Raw genomic sequence first — 15,505 nt, 5'->3', positions numbered from 1 at the left:
CGATAGTATTCGCAGAATCAGGGATATTTATCGGAAATTAATCATGGATGTCATTTATCTGGATCAGTCTTGCTATCACCAGCAGGGCTTAATTGCGCTGCTGGAACATTCAAGTATCACTTGCTGTAATACGCTTCGAGAAATGAAGACACTGATGCGTGACAGGGAAAAAACCGCCACACTTTCGCCAATCATTATTTTTGATCTGCCAGAAAACTTCTGCGCGGCTCTGGCTCAGATAGATTATCTGACCAGACTGAAAATCACCTTGAACGCGACGCTGATTTTCTTTTCGGATTCAGTGAAAAACAAGATTAACTACAGCAGCCATGCCATCGCAGCCGATTGTTTTATCGATAAAAAATCTTCAACCGGTACCATTAGTACTAAGCTGGCAATGATGCTGTGCCAGCATAAGAGCGACCAGCTAATGACGGCTCCCGGATTAAATAATCATTTAACCAGGAAGGAGTTTAACTTTCTGCGATGCTTATTCACTTACGAATCGATTGAAGATGTGGCGAAAATAACCGGGATAAATAAAAAAACGCTTTATAGCCATCAGAATAAAATCGTTAAAAAACTCAATCTGAAAAACAGCCTGCATCTCTATCAGCGTTTCACCAATAATTTTTAAATCACAAATCTAATGCATAATACCGATAATTTGATAGCTGCGTCTAATCATCGCACATTCCGTAGCGGCGCGATTTATCGCGCAATAAATTGCGCCGCTACAGTGTGTGCGCTCGGTAATTGCAGTTTTTATGACATCACCGCCCGCGCCATTATTGCGTCGTCGGGGTATAAATAATTCTCAACGTCCCCTGATAACGGCCCGCTGTTTTTGACGATAACGTGAAGGCGGGTGTAACAAGCTGCATCGGCGCAGGAACGCACAGCACGGAATTGCTCTGTCCCGGTAACACCACCCGTCGCAACACACCTCTGTTGGTGCCACTCCAGATAATCTCACTGCCGTTCTCAACCACCTGACGCGCTTTGGTCAGCGGGTTGATTACTTCAATCGCATAATCGAGGCGATTTTGCGCCAGAGTTTTATCCGCGCCTGTGCGATATAGCGAAAACAACCCCGTTCCCCGGCCGGGCGCGGCTGCACCTTCGTCCTGAAACAACAGGCTAACCCGGTTGCTGTCAGAATTATTGCCGTCGTACAGGCACATATCCAGCGAACGGCTGCCGCTAACGGTGGTAGTGGCGCGCGCTCCGGGAAAGGTTTTTAAACCGAGATCCACAGTGGCGGCCGCATTGCCAAACTCAGGCAGATAGATCTGCTGGTTGCCGTAATCTGTCACCTTAAAGGTCATGTTGGCGATCCAGTCACCCATTTTCGTCACGTTGGTACAACCCACGTTTACGTTTTGCGAATTTCCGGTGCAGGACGTCACTGGCCACTGCATCAGCGACATTTTCAGCGTCGCGCTCCAGGTGCCCGCCGATGGGAATTTACTCAGCTCTGAAGAGGGAAGATAAGCCGAATAATCGGTGCCATCGCCACGTGGCGTGACGGCCCCGCCAAAGGCATTCATCGGCACCAGATTAGTCGCCACCACCACATTATTCAGCGAGCGTCTTTTGGTGAGATAGACATTCAGTACCAACGTCTGTTTGGTGCTGCTTTCGGTAAACAACAGTGGAACGGGGTAGGGTGACGGCGACGCTTCAAGCCAGACAGGTAATGTCAGGCAGGCACCATATTGATTGCTGGTGCGCGACTGGCAAACCAGCGTATTGCGGCCCCATTTTGGTGCGTCATTGGTATCGTAACCGCCATTTTCATTGGTCCAGATCGGCAATTGCGCCGGTACTGACATGCGGTCAAAGGTTACGGCAACGTTGGTATTGCGCCCTGAAGGCGTGAGCATGGCGGCCTGCACCTGCATGCCCGCGACGAGGGCCAATAGCGTCAACGCGCTAATAACTCTACTTTTCATTTAAAATCCCTATTGTTGTTCCGGCGAAGACGACGTGGTACGTGCCAGCGGAACCTCATCCGCCTGGCGGGTGACAATCAGCATTTTTGCTCGTTGCTGCACATCCTGCGGCACTGAAGCCAGCTCGATGGGTTTGCAGTCGCTGTCGCCGACATAGCGCACTACGTCATGGGTGCTTTTCACCTTCATTTCACAGCGGTACATCTGCATGCCGCGCACCATGTACAGATTTTTTATGCGGTGATCGGTCTCAGCGCTGAATCCGCCCTGGCCTAAACCGGACCAGCTGGCGACATTCAGCGGCGTGGCGCCTTCCAGTGGACGCTGTTGGTTGATCATCAGCCTGCCAAGCCATGTGTAGCGCGAAACAATATTCACTTTGCTCACCAGCATGCGGCCCGGCGCGATAAACAGCGTGCGTCGTCCGGCACCCTGGGTGATTTCACTGCGCATACCGTCGGTGGATTCGATGGAATCGTTGATGCTGATCGCGCTCTGGGTGTAAGCCGGTACGCTGAATAAAGTGCGGCCGGTGCCATGTAGGCTGGCGCTGCCCGCGCCATCAACGGAGACATCCACGCGTGTGTCGCGGCTTTCATCGCTGCTTGCCACATGCACGCCCACCGCCGCCCCGGGCAGGCCGTTGCCCCATTTGCCCCAATAGAGGCCGGAACGCGCTACCGCCAATGAGGAGTTGTAGCTGCCGCTGCTGCTGAAGCGCTGAGCGGATGAACCGGACGACGCAGAGCTGAATGCCAGGCTGCCGCTGCCGTATTCGCCCGCAGTTTTGCCGTAAACGGAAGCATTCAAAGTATTTTCCTGATTACCGTTAAGGTTCACGCCGATCTCCTGCTGATTCTGCGCATCGAAATACCAGTTTTGCGACACGTTATAGCCAACCTGATCCTTGTTGTTGCGATCGGTTTGGTAGGTCATGCCGAGCGAACTGTAGCTCGAACGTGAATCGATGGTTGGCGTGCTGACGCGCGAGAGTGAGACGGAGAGGAAGCCACCGTTGTCGCGCTGAGTTCCGCTGCTGCTGGTGCGGGTAAAGAGATTGGCGCTGGTATTAATATTGAGTCCGTTGACGCTGAAGCCGCGCCCCAGGCCAGCCTGCCAGGTGGTAGTCTGCGTTTTACTGTAGATGTTGCGGCGCGTCCACTGCGGCACGACGGCGTTATCATCCCACTGCACCGGAAGCACATTGCGGCCCTCGTTTTTGCTGGCGCTGTAACCGGCATTCAGATACCAGCTTTTCACCGGCACGCTGAACATCAGGCTGCTGCTCTGGTAGCACCCGCTAAAACCGTATTGCCCACCGTTGTTGCTGTAGCAATCCTGCGCATACAGGGCGCAGCGGTAGAAACTGAGGGAGAATCCGTCGTTATAAGCGACCTGCTGGATATTGCCGCGCGAACCTTCGCTGCCTTTCAGGTAGCTAAAGCGGGTAGTGAGGATGCCGTCGAGCAGCGGATTATCAAATCCGTGGCTCCAGTCGATTGCGCTTTCAATAAAGCGGTTGCGGTTGGTCACGGCGACACCGCCGGTCAGCGCAACGTCTTGCATCACAGGCACTTTGATGCCCGCCTGCATCACACGGCGATCGGCACCCGATTGCGATGCAGCGCCGTTGCCCTGCATCTCGCGATCGGGAATGGAGCCGCCTTGCACAAACCATTCAATGTTCTGGCTGGTGGCATTACCGGTGCGGCTGAAAGGAACCTGTTGGGTACGCGACAACTGATTATCTTCATAGATACGTAGCGTCACGCTGTAGCTACCATTGGGAAAGGCGCTGGTATCAAGATTTTGCGTGCCGGCATTCAGGTAAAAGGTGCCAAGCAGTTGCTGCCCGCGATAAGCATCAATACGCGACGGGCGCGTAATAAAGACAGTGACCGGCGTGCCTTGCGCCGCCTGTGCGCGGTTCATCCAGGCGAGCGTCGAACCGACGCGCGCACCTTCGATGGTGCTGAGCGGCAGTTGGCTTAAGGTAATGTTGCCGCCGGCGTTGCTGAAGATATCGCGCGAATCCATGCGTCCGGCCTGCACGTAATAGCGTTTGCCGAGATCGCGGCGCAGAAACACGTTGTTAAAACGCACTTCCTGATGACTTTGCTGACGGTATTTTTGCGCCAGATAGTCCCAGTCAATTCCGGCATAGCTGTTTTCAGTGAATCCTAGCGCGCCCGCCCCCTGCAGCGATAACGTCTGGTCATCGCGGTTGGTGACGAAGTTAATATTCTGCTGATGAATAAACGCCGCTTCTGTTTCGGCAGTTTGCTGGTAATAGGGCGATGAGTTGTCAGCCGCAAGCGGCACAAATTCCGGGCCGAGAAACAGCGCCACTTTGGCATTATTTTCGTCGTAGATCAGCGCGAGGGAGTCGGTTTCCAGATAGTCACAGCCCGCTGCGCCGCCGTTGCTGCTGCATGCCTTATTACCGTTGCGTGCCAAAGGTTCACTGATCAGATGGTCTAAGCGCTTTTCCTGCTGCGGATCCTTTTGATAATGCTGCATCACCGCCCGCGCAACCTGATGCGGTTTCAAGAACCTGACGCTATCCAGCGAAACAGAAGCTTCAAACAAGCCGAGCGATTGCCCGTAAACAGAAAGGTTGACCCACAGCGTCTGGCCGGTGACCAGCGATTCGAAACCAGGCGGAACCTGCGTGGCAGCACGAGGAGCAAGAGAAGGGATCAGGGTAATGAAAGAGGCTATTAAAGCGACGTGAATATTGACCTTCATTACAGCATCCTGCTGAAAAAGAATAATAAGGGGGCCGAGCGGCCCCCGAAATAATTGATCAGTCAATGCCGACAAATTAGCTCTGCGTGGTGGCCTGCGTAATTAACAGGCTCACAACGCCGGAATAGGTGCCGGTTGCCAGCACGCCCGGCGTGGTCTGCGAAATTTTCAGTGGCAATACTGACGAACCGTTTGCGGTGCCCGCCGGGAACAGCGAGGCGTAAGTCAGGGCCGTGTTCGTGGTGGTGATCGGTTTTAAATCCGCACCCAGCGTGACGGTCAAAGGTACCGCTGTACCGGTAACGGTATTGTTAAGCTGAGCGGCACTCACCAGCGCAACGTTGATATTGGCAGTTTGCGAGTTCGACCAGATTTTGGTGTCCAGAGAATAGGTAGATAAACCACGGCCCGGAATATATTGCATATTAATGGTGCCGGGTAATGCGGTTCCGTCCGCCTGCGTCATATCCACCGTCGAATCAACATTCGCATTCACCGTAATATCTTTCTGCACCGCCTGTGCATTAAATACAGCCGTTAACGCAGCAGCGATGACTAATGGTTTGATTAATTTTTGCATTTGTAGCTCCGTGAAAATCCTTGTACTGGCCGTAAATGACCGTCTCATGGGTAATGAACTGCTTTATAACAAACAGGTTGTTATTCCTTTAATACGTGTTGATCAGTGTCCGATAACGTACTCGGCGATATTCCGCGTATTGAGATCAACATGTTTTATTCTGACTTCCTGAGCAGCGGCTAATTCTGCCGAACTCCAGGCTTTAAAACGCAATGTCTCATCCGGATAAACCGTGGCGTGTTCTTTTTTCCACTGACAGCTGCTGCTGCTATGTTGTTTTGAGCAAACCGCGACCTCACGAATCACTACGCGAACCGTGCCAGCGTTTTTGACTTCGCCTGATGCTGATTGCGTGAGCGATAATCTGGCATTACGCGGCGGAATATGTACCAGCACGCCCCAGACTAAATTGATGCCGACCTGGTTGCTGATTTTATTATTCTGCGGCGATTTATCTTTCAATTCATCCGGGGCAGCCACGGCCTCGAAGTAAACGCGCCAGGCAGTCTCTTTTTCTGGCGGTTGTAATGAAATCAGCCGAATAATGCGTTGTGAACCGGAAGCCAGCGCGAATTTATCCGGAGTGGCGATAAGCGATGGGGAAACGGCATCTTCAACCAATATTTCTTTTTCAAACGGTGTTGCAGGGCGCTCAATTCGCTTGATGCTGACGCGAATAAACTGCGCTTCACCGCTTTGCGATAATGTCTGCACCTGTGCCGCACCCTGATTATTTAGGGTGACTTCCATCGGATAGATACTCATATTCGCCCATGCCGCTGGCATGGAAATAAAACCCATTAGAATCAGTGGGTAAGCGAATTTTTTTACCAGAGTATTATGGCTTAAAATAGCCATTGAAAGGCCGTGACGCAGTGTCTTATGCGGTGAGTCGTCCATGATAAATCCTTATAAATTCCATCAAAAATCTGTCGGATATTCCCTGTATGAATCGGCTTAGCTATAAACCGGTCTCACTTAACCAAGTGGAATAACCGTGCGTTAAGAAAGTTCTCATATGGGCTTTGTTAAGTCACTGTCCATTTTTGTGGTTAATTTTTTTAAGCCGTGCTACAAAGGGAATACTTGAGGAAATATCGCGACCTAACTTAATGAAATAATTGTAAAAATAAAGATCAATTTCAGGCATTAGAAACGGGCATGTCAGCTCAGAATAAATCAAGCTTTACATAAAATAGTCCATTGATGGTAAGATCGTGCCCATAAGGGCAAAAAGACCCATGTGAATCTTAAAATATTAACCTCAGAAATAATACCTCCATAAAGCATCATCAACCGCCTCTCAACAGGATTTAAATAAATCCAGGAGCATGAGGGTGATTTTTAAAAAATTTTATAATTGATAACCAGGCACACCACACAGCAATATGAAAAGCAAACAGCAACTCACAGCATTAATTCACCAACGCGCAGCCGAGATTAAGTCAAATGACAACATCTCATTAGTTATGCAGAAGCATTACAAACTATTGTTCAGACTGTATCTGACTAAGCCGCTCTATTTTAAAGTCATTTTTAAAGCTAATCGCTTTATTATTGGCTCGGCCATCATGGCGTACGCCTTCACCTCAGCAAACCCAACGCTGCGTGATGTAAAAGACTTTTGTAAAAAAACCGGTCTGATTAGCGACAACACTATTGATTCCTTTCTGCTCTTTATTCGGGTAGGTGGGCGTATGGAAGTTAAAAAGGACGCGCAGGATAAACGAAAATTAACCTACACGGTGACCCGCAAAGCGCTGGATGAAACGCGGGCTTTAATTAATACCATGATGATTCCTTACGGTATGTTGTACGACGATTTCGATGTTTCGGCTTGCCTGAAAATGGAAAACTTTCATGCGGAATACTTCAAAAATTACGCTGAAATCACGCTCAAGCATGTTTACTTGTTCGATATGGTGCCAGAGAGTAAAGCCTTCATTTTCAGGGATGCCGGGCACATGCTGTTGATGGATCTGTACATCGAGAGTCTGCAACAAAAAACCACTGTTATTGAGTACAACTACCTGAAAGCGTCGGTGAAATGTGGGGTTTCGCGTTCGCACATTAAACGCTGCCTGCAGGACGCTGAAGCAGCCGGGTTGCTGACGCTGAATAGAACCAGTAATAAGCTCATTTTGCATCTCTCCTTTATGCACATGGCGCTGGATTATTTTGCGGTCTATATGGCCATGGTCGAGTACGGATTACGCGGTTTATCGGGTGTGCCTCCACTACCGGCGAGCCTGTCACGATAATCTGTTTTTTCGCTGACTGGTGAATTGCCAAATTCAACAAATCGATTGCCACTATTGTCGTTTTACATTTATTTGTCCGGGTTTTAATAATTCAGCGGGAATTAATACAGGCCAGATTAAGGCCTTACATAATATTTACCTGCAATTACCAAGGACACTATGAAATTCACTTCAATAGCTTTGGCATTAGGTTTTAGCCTCCTGGGAAGCACGATTAACGCGGTGGCCGCCGACCAACCGGTAAGCGGCGGCAGCCTGACGGTCGGTGTTGAAACCGAGCCGACCACTTTTAACCCGCAGCTTAACGGTCAGGACAAAGCGGAAATCACGCTGCGTAACTTCTGGGAATCACTGCTGGCGCGCCGCCCGGATGGCAGCTTTGTGCCGTGGCTGGCGCAGAGTTATGAAGCCAGCCAGGATGGTAAAGTGATCCGCTTTAATCTGCGTCAGGACGTCACCTTCTCTAACGGCGAGAAGTTTGATGCCAACGCGGTGGCAGATAACTTCCGTCAAACTCAGGTCGCGCAATACTGCGCCGGCACCAGTTTGTGCCTGATGGGTTCGCATATTGAGAAGATTGAAACGCCGGACGATCACACGGTGGTGATCACCCTGAAAGAGGTCTACTCACCGTTTCTGTCCTTCGCTGCGGGCTTGCAGATTCTGGCGCCGGCCAGCTGGAAATCTCCACAGCTGAAATCGGGCGGCAAAGATCTGGCGGGCACCGGGCCTTTTATTCTCGAAAGCTATGAGAAAGGCCAGCAGGTGACCTACGTTAAAAATCCAAAATACAACTGGGCGCCAGCCACCGCGCAGCATCAGGGACCGGCGTATCTCGATCGCGTGACCTATCGCTTCCTGCCGGAATCTTCGGTGCGCACTGGCGCGCTGCTGTCTGGTCAGGTTGATGCTATTGAAGGCATTTCCGGTAACGATGCCGGTGAGTTCAAAGACAATCCCGACTTTACCTATCAGCATGCGCTGAACACCGGTACGCCATATTCCCTGTTCCTCAACGTGGAATATGGCCCGACGCAGGATGTGAAAGTGCGCCAGGCGTTGCTGCAAGGTCTGGATATCGATCCGCTGCTGAAGTCGGTGTATCGCGGCGAACGCACCCGCGCGTGGGGCATCACGTCACCCATCGATCCGCTTTACAACAAAGAGCTAGAGGGCAAATACGGCAACAATCCGGATGCGGCCAACAAGCTGCTGGATGAAGCGGGCTGGAAAACCCGTGATGGTGAAGGCTTCCGCACCAAAGATGGCCAGCGTCTGCGCATTGAGCTGATTCAGGCACAGGCAACGGTGCGCGACCAGCGCGATGTGCTGCTGCAGGCGATTCAGGCGCAGGCGCGTCAGCGTCTTGGCGTGGATCTCAAGCTGAACTACGTTGATTCTGGTACTTATGCCGATGTGCGTAAAAGCGGTAAGTTCGGCACCATCGCTAACTCCAACACGCCAACCGATGGCGTGGATATCGAAAACCACTATCGTCCGATCGCTCAGGGCGGCGCAATTAACTATAGCCGCGTCAACGATAAGAAGATCAATGGCTTGCTGGATAAAGCCGCCAGCACGCTGGATCTTAAGAAACGCCGCGATTTCTACAGCCAACTGCAGCAGGTCGCATTACCGCAACTGGCATTGGCAGTGCCGCTCTACGAACCGGAAGATCAGTTAGCCACCGCCAGCTACGTGCACGGCTACGGTTTCCGCAGCTATAAGCAGATGCCAGAAAGCGTTTACGATGTGTGGGTAACTAAACCGTAATATCGCCCGTTCGGTCACCGCCTTTCGCCCGCGTCCTGCGGGCTCTCCTGGCTTCCTCGCTGCGTTCAGCGCTGCGGATTGCCTGCCCAAAAGTGGCCCCGGCCTGCTTAAACTTCTGTGCGTGTTTTTGAAAAGGGCACATTTGCTAAAGGCGCTGGCGCGTCTGCTGCGGCATAAGGGCTATCCGCAGCGCTGAGGCTTTTACGTTGGGCCAGGAGCCTCACGCAGGGATGCGTGAGGCAGTTCGGGGCCGGCCAGGACGGCCGATCCGCGAACGGTCCGTTTGGCACAACGTTGAAGCCGAAGGTACCGCGTAAGCGGCGCGAGGACGGCCCGTGACGCAGCAGATGTGTCAGAGCCCGCTACCTGTTCAAAGCAAAATGCTTGCTTAACTGACAGTCATTACGCCATTAATGGCGACCCTACGAGAGTTTTATTTCCGTGGGCATTATTGCATCGCAATAAAATACCATTTCCCATATTCAACAAATCGATTGCCGTTATTCTCGGTTTACTTTAATCCGCCGGATTTTAATACTTTCGGCAGGATTGAATAAGGAAACGGTCACCATGAGTCAGCTAATTGAAGTTGCAAAGCCCGACGATGCGGAGGAAATATTTGCGCTATTGCAACGCGCCTATGCTGCGCTGGTGGCGCTGGATGTGCATTTCACCATTTCACAGGGCAACGTCGAGCAGGTGCGCCGCGTCATCGAGCAGGAAACCGTGCTGGTGCTACGCAAATGGAAACGCGCGGTGGCGACCGTCACGGTGCGTTTTCCGTGGCAGCAGGATGAACATGCGCCTTCGTCGCTGCCGTTTATTCACTGGTTCGCCGTCGACCCTGATTACAAAGGGCAGGGCTACGGCCGCGACATCATTACCTACGCCGAAGAAACCCTGCTGAAAGAGACGCTGAAAGCGCCGGGCGTCTATCTCGCCACCGCCACCAAGCATCCATGGCTGAGCGAGCTCTATCTGCGTCGCGGTTATCAACCGTTCCATCACCGCACCAATCCATTAGGCGAAGCGCTGGTGTTTCTGAAAAAGGAATTCAACCCGCCAGCCGATCAACCCATCGCCAAAATCGCCTGAATAACTAAAAAAGCACCTGCAACCACCAAGGATCTTATGAAAGCGAATTCAATCACTCTCGCGCTGGGTGTGACTTGCCTGCTGGGAAGCGCATCTCTTTCTGCCGCTGAGCAACCGCGCAGCGGCGGCAGCTTAACCTTCGGCGTCGAAACTGAACCCGTGCCGTTTAACCCGCAGCTGAATGGGCAATCCAAAGCGGAAGTGACGCTGCGTAACGTGTGGGAATCGCTGCTGGCGCGTCGAACCGACGGCAGTTTCGTACCCTGGCTGGCAGAAAGTTATGAGGTCAGTCCGGACGGCAAAGCGTATCGCTTTAGCCTGCGCCGCGACGTCACCTTTTCCAACGGCGAGAAGCTGGATGCCAATGCGGTGGCCGAGAATTTCCGCCATGTGCAGGATGCAAAGTATTGCGCCGGCAGCAGCATCTGCGCATTGGGCGCGAGAATTGCCAGCGTGGCGACGCCAGACGATCACACCGTCACCATCACACTGAAGCAGGGCTATTCGCCGTTCCTGTCGTTCGCCGCCAAATTGCAGATTCTGGCACCGGCCAGCTGGAACTCGCCGCAGCTGAAAGCCGGTGGCAAAGAGATTGCGGGCACCGGGCCGTTTATTATCGAGAGCTACGAAAAAGGCCAGCAGGTGACATTCGTACGCAACCCGCACTACAACTGGGCGCCCGCCACCGCTAAGCATCAAGGCCCGGCCTATCTGGAACGCGTGACCTATCGCTTCCTGCCGGAATCCTCGGTGCGTACCGGCGCGCTGCTGTCCGGGCAGTTGGATGCGATTGAAGGGATTTCCGGCAATGACGCCGGTGAATTCAAAGACAATCCCGACTTCACTTATCAGCACGCGCTGAATACCGGCACGCCATATTCACTGTTCCTTAATGTGGAATACGGCCCGACGCAGGATGTGAACGTGCGTCAGGCATTACTACAAGGGCTGGATATCGATACGCTGCTGAAGTCGGTGTATCGCGGCGAACGCACCCGCGCGTGGGGGATTACTTCGCCGGTCGATCCGCTCTACAACAACGATCTCGAAGGTCAGTATGGTAACAATCCCGCTGCCGCCAACCAGCTGCTGGATGAAGCGGGCTGGCAAACGCGCGACAGCGACGGTTTCCGCACCAAAGACGGCCAGCGCCTGAGCATTGAAGTGATTCAGGCGCAGGCAACGGTGCGCGATCAACGCGATGTGCTGCTGCAGGCGATTCAGGCGCAGGCGCGCCAGCGTCTCGGCGTGGAGATCAAACTGCGCTACGTCGATTCTGGCACCTACACCGAGGTGCGCAACACCGGCCACTTCGGCTCGATTGCTAACTCGAATACCGAAACCGACGGCATCGATATCGAAAACCACTATCGCCCGGTGAAAGCTGGCGGGCCGATTAACTACAGCCGCGTCAACAGCCCGCAAATCAACGGCTGGCTCGATCAGGCGGCAGCGACGCTGGATATTAATCAGCGCCGTAAATTCTACAGCCAGCTGCAGCAATACGCGCTGCGACAGCAGGCGCTGGCGATCCCGCTGTATGAACCAGAAGACCAGATCGCCACCGCCAGCTACGTGCACGGTGCCGGTTTCCGCAGTTTTAAACAGATGCCGGAGAACGCGTACGACATCTGGCTCAGCGACCACTAACAGGAGGCGAAGATGAGTCTGGAAAGCATTGTCACCCGCACGCCACGCGCGCGTCGGCCATCGGTGTGGCGCAGCGACCTGACGCGCCGCATCGTCAGCCGCCTGCTGGGCGGCGTTCTGGTGCTGTGGGCGGCGGTTTCGCTGGCCTTTCTCGGCGTGCATCTGGCGCCGGGCGATATCGTCAGCCTGCTGATCGGTGAGCAGCTGCGTACGCCAGCCATTGAGGCGGCGGTCCGCGCCGAATGGGGCCTGAACGAACCGCTGTGGTGGCAATATCTGCACTATATGTGGCGCGTGCTGCACGGCGATTTTGGCCGTTCTTACATGCTCAACACTGAAGTCAGCCATCTGCTGGCCACGCAGCTGTGGCCCACCATCAAGCTGACGCTGGCGGCGCTGCTGGTCAGCATCATTTTTGCGGTAGTGATTGCCGTCGGCACCGCGCATCGTCGCATTGGTCGCCGCGTGGCTAACGGTGTCGAGCTGCTGCTGGCCTCCACGCCCTCTTTCTGGATGGGCATCGTGCTGCTGTTTATTTTCAGCTTTACGCTGCGCTGGTTCCCGGTGGCGGGCGATCGCTCGCTGTCGTCGCTGGTGCTACCGGCGCTGGCGCTCGGTCTGGCGCAGGGCGCGGTGATCGCTCAACTGCTGCGCCGCGAGCTGGAGCGCGCGCTGGATGCGCCATTCACCCTGACGCTGCGCGCATGGGGCGTGGGAGAAACCACCCTTCGTCTGCGCCACGCGCTTCGTCATGCGGCGCTGCCTGCCGTCACGTTAACCGGCTGGCTGGTGGGCGGATTGCTGAGCGGCGCGGTGATTACTGAACAGGTATTTGGTCGTCCCGGTCTCGGCAAACTGACCGTCGATGCCGTGCTGGCGCAGGATCTGCCGGTGGTGCTGGCGGTAGCCATTCTCTCGGCGCTGATCTACGTGGTGATGAGCACCCTGGTTGACATCCTGTCGCTATGGATTGATCCGCGTCTGCGCGGGGAGAGCAAATCATGATTGCCGTGCTGCAACGTCTTCCGGTTGCGCTGCCCGCCGCGGTGTGGGCAGCGATTCTGTTTCTCATTGTATTGGCAATCGCGGTGATCGCGCCGCAGTGGCTGGCGCACAGCGATCCGCTGCTGGCCGATCCGGTTAACGCGCAGCTGCCGCCGTCGGCGCAGCATTGGCTGGGCACCGATCAGCTGGGACGCGATCTGCTGACGCGCGTGATCTACGGCAGCCGCTATTCGCTGCTGATCAGCGTGGCGGCGATGGCGCTGGCGGTGGTGTTTGGCACCTTGCTGGGATTGGCGGCGGCGCTGGCGCGTGGCGTAGTTGATGAGCTGTTGAGCCGCGCGGTGGATGTGATTTCCGCCTTTCCCGATCTGCTGCTAGCGCTGATGCTGATCGCCTTTACCGGGCCCGGCACTAACAACCTGATTATCGCGCTCGGCGTCGCATCGGTGCCGCGTTTTGCCCGCGTGGTGCGGGCACAAACCTACAGCGTGATGACCTCCGGCTATGTTGAACAGGCGCGCACCTTTGGCCTGTCACGCTTCACGCTGATCACGCGCCACATTTTGCCGCACGCCATTGCGCAGGTGCCGGCGCTGGCCACGCTGGGGCTGGGCACCGCGATTATCGGCACCGCCGGACTGAGTTTCCTCGGCATGGGGCCGCAGCCGCCGACCGCCGAATGGGGCCTGATGCTGGCGGAAGGACGCAATTATCTGCGTAACGCGTGGTGGATCGCCGTGTGGCCGGGCGTGTTTATCACGCTGACGGTGATTGCGGTGAATACGCTGGGTCGTTACTGGCAGGCACGTTTTGAAGGACGATCCGCATGAGCCAGCCGTTTATTGATATCCAGAATCTCTCGATCCGTTTCGGGCCGCAGCAGGTGGTGAAAAACCTTAACCTGCAGGTCGCGGCGGGCGAATCGGTGGCGCTGGTCGGGGAATCTGGTTCCGGTAAAACCCTGACCGCGCGCAGCCTGCTTGGCCTGCTGCCGGAAGGCGCGGTGTTAACCGCTGACCGTTTCACCATCGACGGTCGCGATATGCGCCACGCCAGCCGCAGCGACTGGCGCGCGCTGCGCGGTCGCCGCATTGGCTATGTGTTGCAGGACGCGTTGGTGTCGCTCGATCCGCTGCGCCGCATTGGTCAGCAGCTGAGTGATGCCCTAAGCGCCGCCGGTCATCGCGACAATTTGCAGGACAAAAGCCTCGCACTGCTGAAGGCGGCGGGCATTCACGATGCCGAAAGCCGCCTCGAACGCTATCCGCATCAGCTCTCGGGCGGCCAGCGCCAGCGCGCGTTAATTGCTACCGCGCTGGCCGGTACGCCAACCTTATTGATCGCCGATGAACCGACCACCGCGCTGGATATGACGGTGCAGCGCCAGATTCTGCAACTGCTGGCGCAGCGCCGCCGCGACGGCCACGGCCTGCTGCTGATCAGCCACGATTTGGCGGTGGTGGCGGAACTGGCGGATCGCGTGCTGGTGATGCGCGATGGCGAAGTGGTGGAGCAGGGCAACAGCGGCCCGCTGCTCCATCGTCCGCAACACGCCTGGACGCAGCGCCTGCTGCGTACGGTGCCAACGCCCGCCACGCGCGGTCTGCGCCTGAGCGCGGCTGAGCCGACGCCGCTGCCGCCGCGCCCGACATGCAGCAGCGCACCGTTGCTGGAAGGCATCGGCCTGCATAAAGCCTATGGCGATCGCCTGGTGCTCAACGACATCAACTTCACGCTGCACGCCGGAGAGACGCTTGGCGTGGTCGGCGAATCCGGCTCCGGCAAAACCTCGCTGGTGAAAGTGGTGATGGGCTTAACCGAACCGGACAGCGGCACGCTGCTGCTGGAAGGTGAGCGCTGGGATCGTCTGCCGGAGAAAGCGCGCCGCGCCCGGCGTGCGCGGCTGCAACTGATCGCGCAGGACCCGTTCAGCTCATTCGACCCGCGCTACACGGTAGAGAAAATTATCGGCGAAAGCCTCGATAGTGCCGGGATTTTCGGCGATGCGCGGCGTCAGCGGGTGCGTCAACTGCTCGATGAAGTGCAGCTCGGCGACCGCTTCCTGCAGCGTTATCCGCAACAGCTTTCCGGCGGTCAGCGCCAGCGCGTGGCGATTGCGCGCGCTTTTGCACCGAATCCGGCGCTGCTGGTGGCCGATGAACCGGTCAGCGCGCTCGATGTTTCGGTACAGGCGCAGGTGCTGGATCTGCTGGCCGATATGCAGGCTGAACACGGCACCGCACTGCTGTTTATCTCTCACGATCTTGGCGTGATACAGCATCTGGCGGATCGCGTGCTGGTGATGCAGAACGGACAAGTGGTGGAGAGCGGGGCGCTACAGCAGGTGTTCGCCGCGCCGCAGCATCCGTGGACGCAAAAACTGTTACAGGCGCTGCCGGTCATTCCTGACTGGCAGCCCGCGAACGCATATTAAGGAG

General features: G+C 55.3%; 12 protein-coding genes. 8 read left to right on the top strand and 4 right to left on the bottom strand.

Translation table 11 applies throughout. From position 1 onward, the window contains the following. Positions 1-43: 43 nt before the first annotated feature. Positions 44-637: a LuxR C-terminal-related transcriptional regulator gene (locus tag ACFQW4_RS03140; RefSeq protein WP_377723733.1), complete on the top strand. Its 594-nt coding sequence runs from the start codon at positions 44-46 to the stop codon at positions 635-637. Positions 638-788: 151 nt separating this feature from the next. Here the strand turns inward: ACFQW4_RS03140 and ACFQW4_RS03135 are convergent, their stop codons facing one another. From ACFQW4_RS03135 to ACFQW4_RS03120, 4 genes are all read right to left on the bottom strand, one after another. After that, positions 789-1,955: a CfaE/CblD family pilus tip adhesin gene (locus ACFQW4_RS03135; RefSeq protein WP_377723731.1), complete on the bottom strand. Its 1,167-nt coding sequence runs from the start codon at positions 1,953-1,955 to the stop codon at positions 789-791. 9 nt (positions 1,956-1,964) lie between these two features. Next, on the bottom strand, positions 1,965-4,703 hold the full coding sequence (locus tag ACFQW4_RS03130; protein WP_377723729.1) for a TcfC E-set like domain-containing protein: 2,739 nt from the start codon (positions 4,701-4,703) through the stop codon (positions 1,965-1,967). Between the two features lie 76 nt (positions 4,704-4,779). Further along, a complete protein-coding gene (locus ACFQW4_RS03125) occupies positions 4,780-5,283 on the bottom strand; it encodes a CS1 type fimbrial major subunit (RefSeq protein WP_101761189.1) in 504 nt (167 codons plus the stop codon). Positions 5,284-5,385: 102 nt separating this feature from the next. After that, positions 5,386-6,183 carry a fimbrial protein gene (locus tag ACFQW4_RS03120; RefSeq protein WP_377723727.1) on the bottom strand — a complete coding sequence of 266 codons (798 nt, stop codon included), beginning with the start codon at positions 6,181-6,183 and terminating at the stop codon, positions 5,386-5,388. 488 nt (positions 6,184-6,671) lie between these two features. Here ACFQW4_RS03120 and ACFQW4_RS03115 point away from each other — a divergent pair, with 488 nt between their 5' ends. The 7 genes from ACFQW4_RS03115 to ACFQW4_RS03085 all read left to right on the top strand — a co-directional run bounded on the left by ACFQW4_RS03115 (position 6,672) and on the right by ACFQW4_RS03085 (position 15,501). Continuing rightward, positions 6,672-7,544 (top strand): hypothetical protein, encoded by an 873-nt coding sequence (locus ACFQW4_RS03115; RefSeq protein ID WP_377723725.1) that lies wholly within the window; start codon positions 6,672-6,674, stop codon positions 7,542-7,544. Positions 7,545-7,703: 159 nt separating this feature from the next. Further along, positions 7,704-9,317, top strand: coding sequence for an ABC transporter substrate-binding protein (locus tag ACFQW4_RS03110; protein ID WP_377723723.1), 1,614 nt, complete (start codon positions 7,704-7,706; stop codon positions 9,315-9,317). A gap of 570 nt (positions 9,318-9,887) precedes the next feature. Then, positions 9,888-10,412, top strand: coding sequence for a GNAT family N-acetyltransferase (locus ACFQW4_RS03105; protein ID WP_110867071.1), 525 nt, complete (start codon positions 9,888-9,890; stop codon positions 10,410-10,412). A gap of 36 nt (positions 10,413-10,448) precedes the next feature. Beyond that, positions 10,449-12,062, top strand: coding sequence for an ABC transporter substrate-binding protein (locus ACFQW4_RS03100; protein ID WP_377723720.1), 1,614 nt, complete (start codon positions 10,449-10,451; stop codon positions 12,060-12,062). 12 nt (positions 12,063-12,074) lie between these two features. After that, the gene (locus tag ACFQW4_RS03095) at positions 12,075-13,067 is read left to right on the top strand and encodes an ABC transporter permease (RefSeq protein ID WP_377723718.1); all 993 of its coding nucleotides are present in this window, start codon (positions 12,075-12,077) and stop codon (positions 13,065-13,067) included. Next, positions 13,064-13,897, top strand: coding sequence for an ABC transporter permease (locus ACFQW4_RS03090; protein WP_192235350.1), 834 nt, complete (start codon positions 13,064-13,066; stop codon positions 13,895-13,897). Before ACFQW4_RS03095 ends, ACFQW4_RS03090 begins: the two co-directional genes overlap by 4 nt. Then, entirely contained in the window at positions 13,894-15,501 is a 1,608-nt protein-coding gene (locus ACFQW4_RS03085; protein WP_377723717.1) for a dipeptide ABC transporter ATP-binding protein, read from the top strand. The genes ACFQW4_RS03090 and ACFQW4_RS03085 overlap by 4 nt, the downstream gene beginning before the upstream one ends. Positions 15,502-15,505 lie beyond the last annotated feature (4 nt).

The sequence above is a fragment of the Pantoea sp. GCM10028869 genome, assembly GCF_042666835.1.
Classification (GTDB): Bacteria; Pseudomonadota; Gammaproteobacteria; order Enterobacterales; family Enterobacteriaceae; genus Pantoea; species Pantoea leporis.
This window is presented reverse-complemented; position numbering and strand designations above follow the sequence as displayed.

Coding starts and splice junctions, on each gene's coding strand:
- ACFQW4_RS03140 (WP_377723733.1), top strand. CDS start 44: ATGGATGTCATTTATCTGGATCAGTCTTGCTATCACCAGCAGGGCTTA.
- ACFQW4_RS03090 (WP_192235350.1), top strand. CDS start 13,064: ATGATTGCCGTGCTGCAACGTCTTCCGGTTGCGCTGCCCGCCGCGGTG.
- ACFQW4_RS03130 (WP_377723729.1), bottom strand. CDS start 4,703: ATGAAGGTCAATATTCACGTCGCTTTAATAGCCTCTTTCATTACCCTG.
- ACFQW4_RS03125 (WP_101761189.1), bottom strand. CDS start 5,283: ATGCAAAAATTAATCAAACCATTAGTCATCGCTGCTGCGTTAACGGCT.
- ACFQW4_RS03135 (WP_377723731.1), bottom strand. CDS start 1,955: ATGAAAAGTAGAGTTATTAGCGCGTTGACGCTATTGGCCCTCGTCGCG.
- ACFQW4_RS03095 (WP_377723718.1), top strand. CDS start 12,075: ATGAGTCTGGAAAGCATTGTCACCCGCACGCCACGCGCGCGTCGGCCA.
- ACFQW4_RS03120 (WP_377723727.1), bottom strand. CDS start 6,183: ATGGACGACTCACCGCATAAGACACTGCGTCACGGCCTTTCAATGGCT.
- ACFQW4_RS03085 (WP_377723717.1), top strand. CDS start 13,894: ATGAGCCAGCCGTTTATTGATATCCAGAATCTCTCGATCCGTTTCGGG.
- ACFQW4_RS03100 (WP_377723720.1), top strand. CDS start 10,449: ATGAAAGCGAATTCAATCACTCTCGCGCTGGGTGTGACTTGCCTGCTG.
- ACFQW4_RS03110 (WP_377723723.1), top strand. CDS start 7,704: ATGAAATTCACTTCAATAGCTTTGGCATTAGGTTTTAGCCTCCTGGGA.
- ACFQW4_RS03105 (WP_110867071.1), top strand. CDS start 9,888: ATGAGTCAGCTAATTGAAGTTGCAAAGCCCGACGATGCGGAGGAAATA.
- ACFQW4_RS03115 (WP_377723725.1), top strand. CDS start 6,672: ATGAAAAGCAAACAGCAACTCACAGCATTAATTCACCAACGCGCAGCC.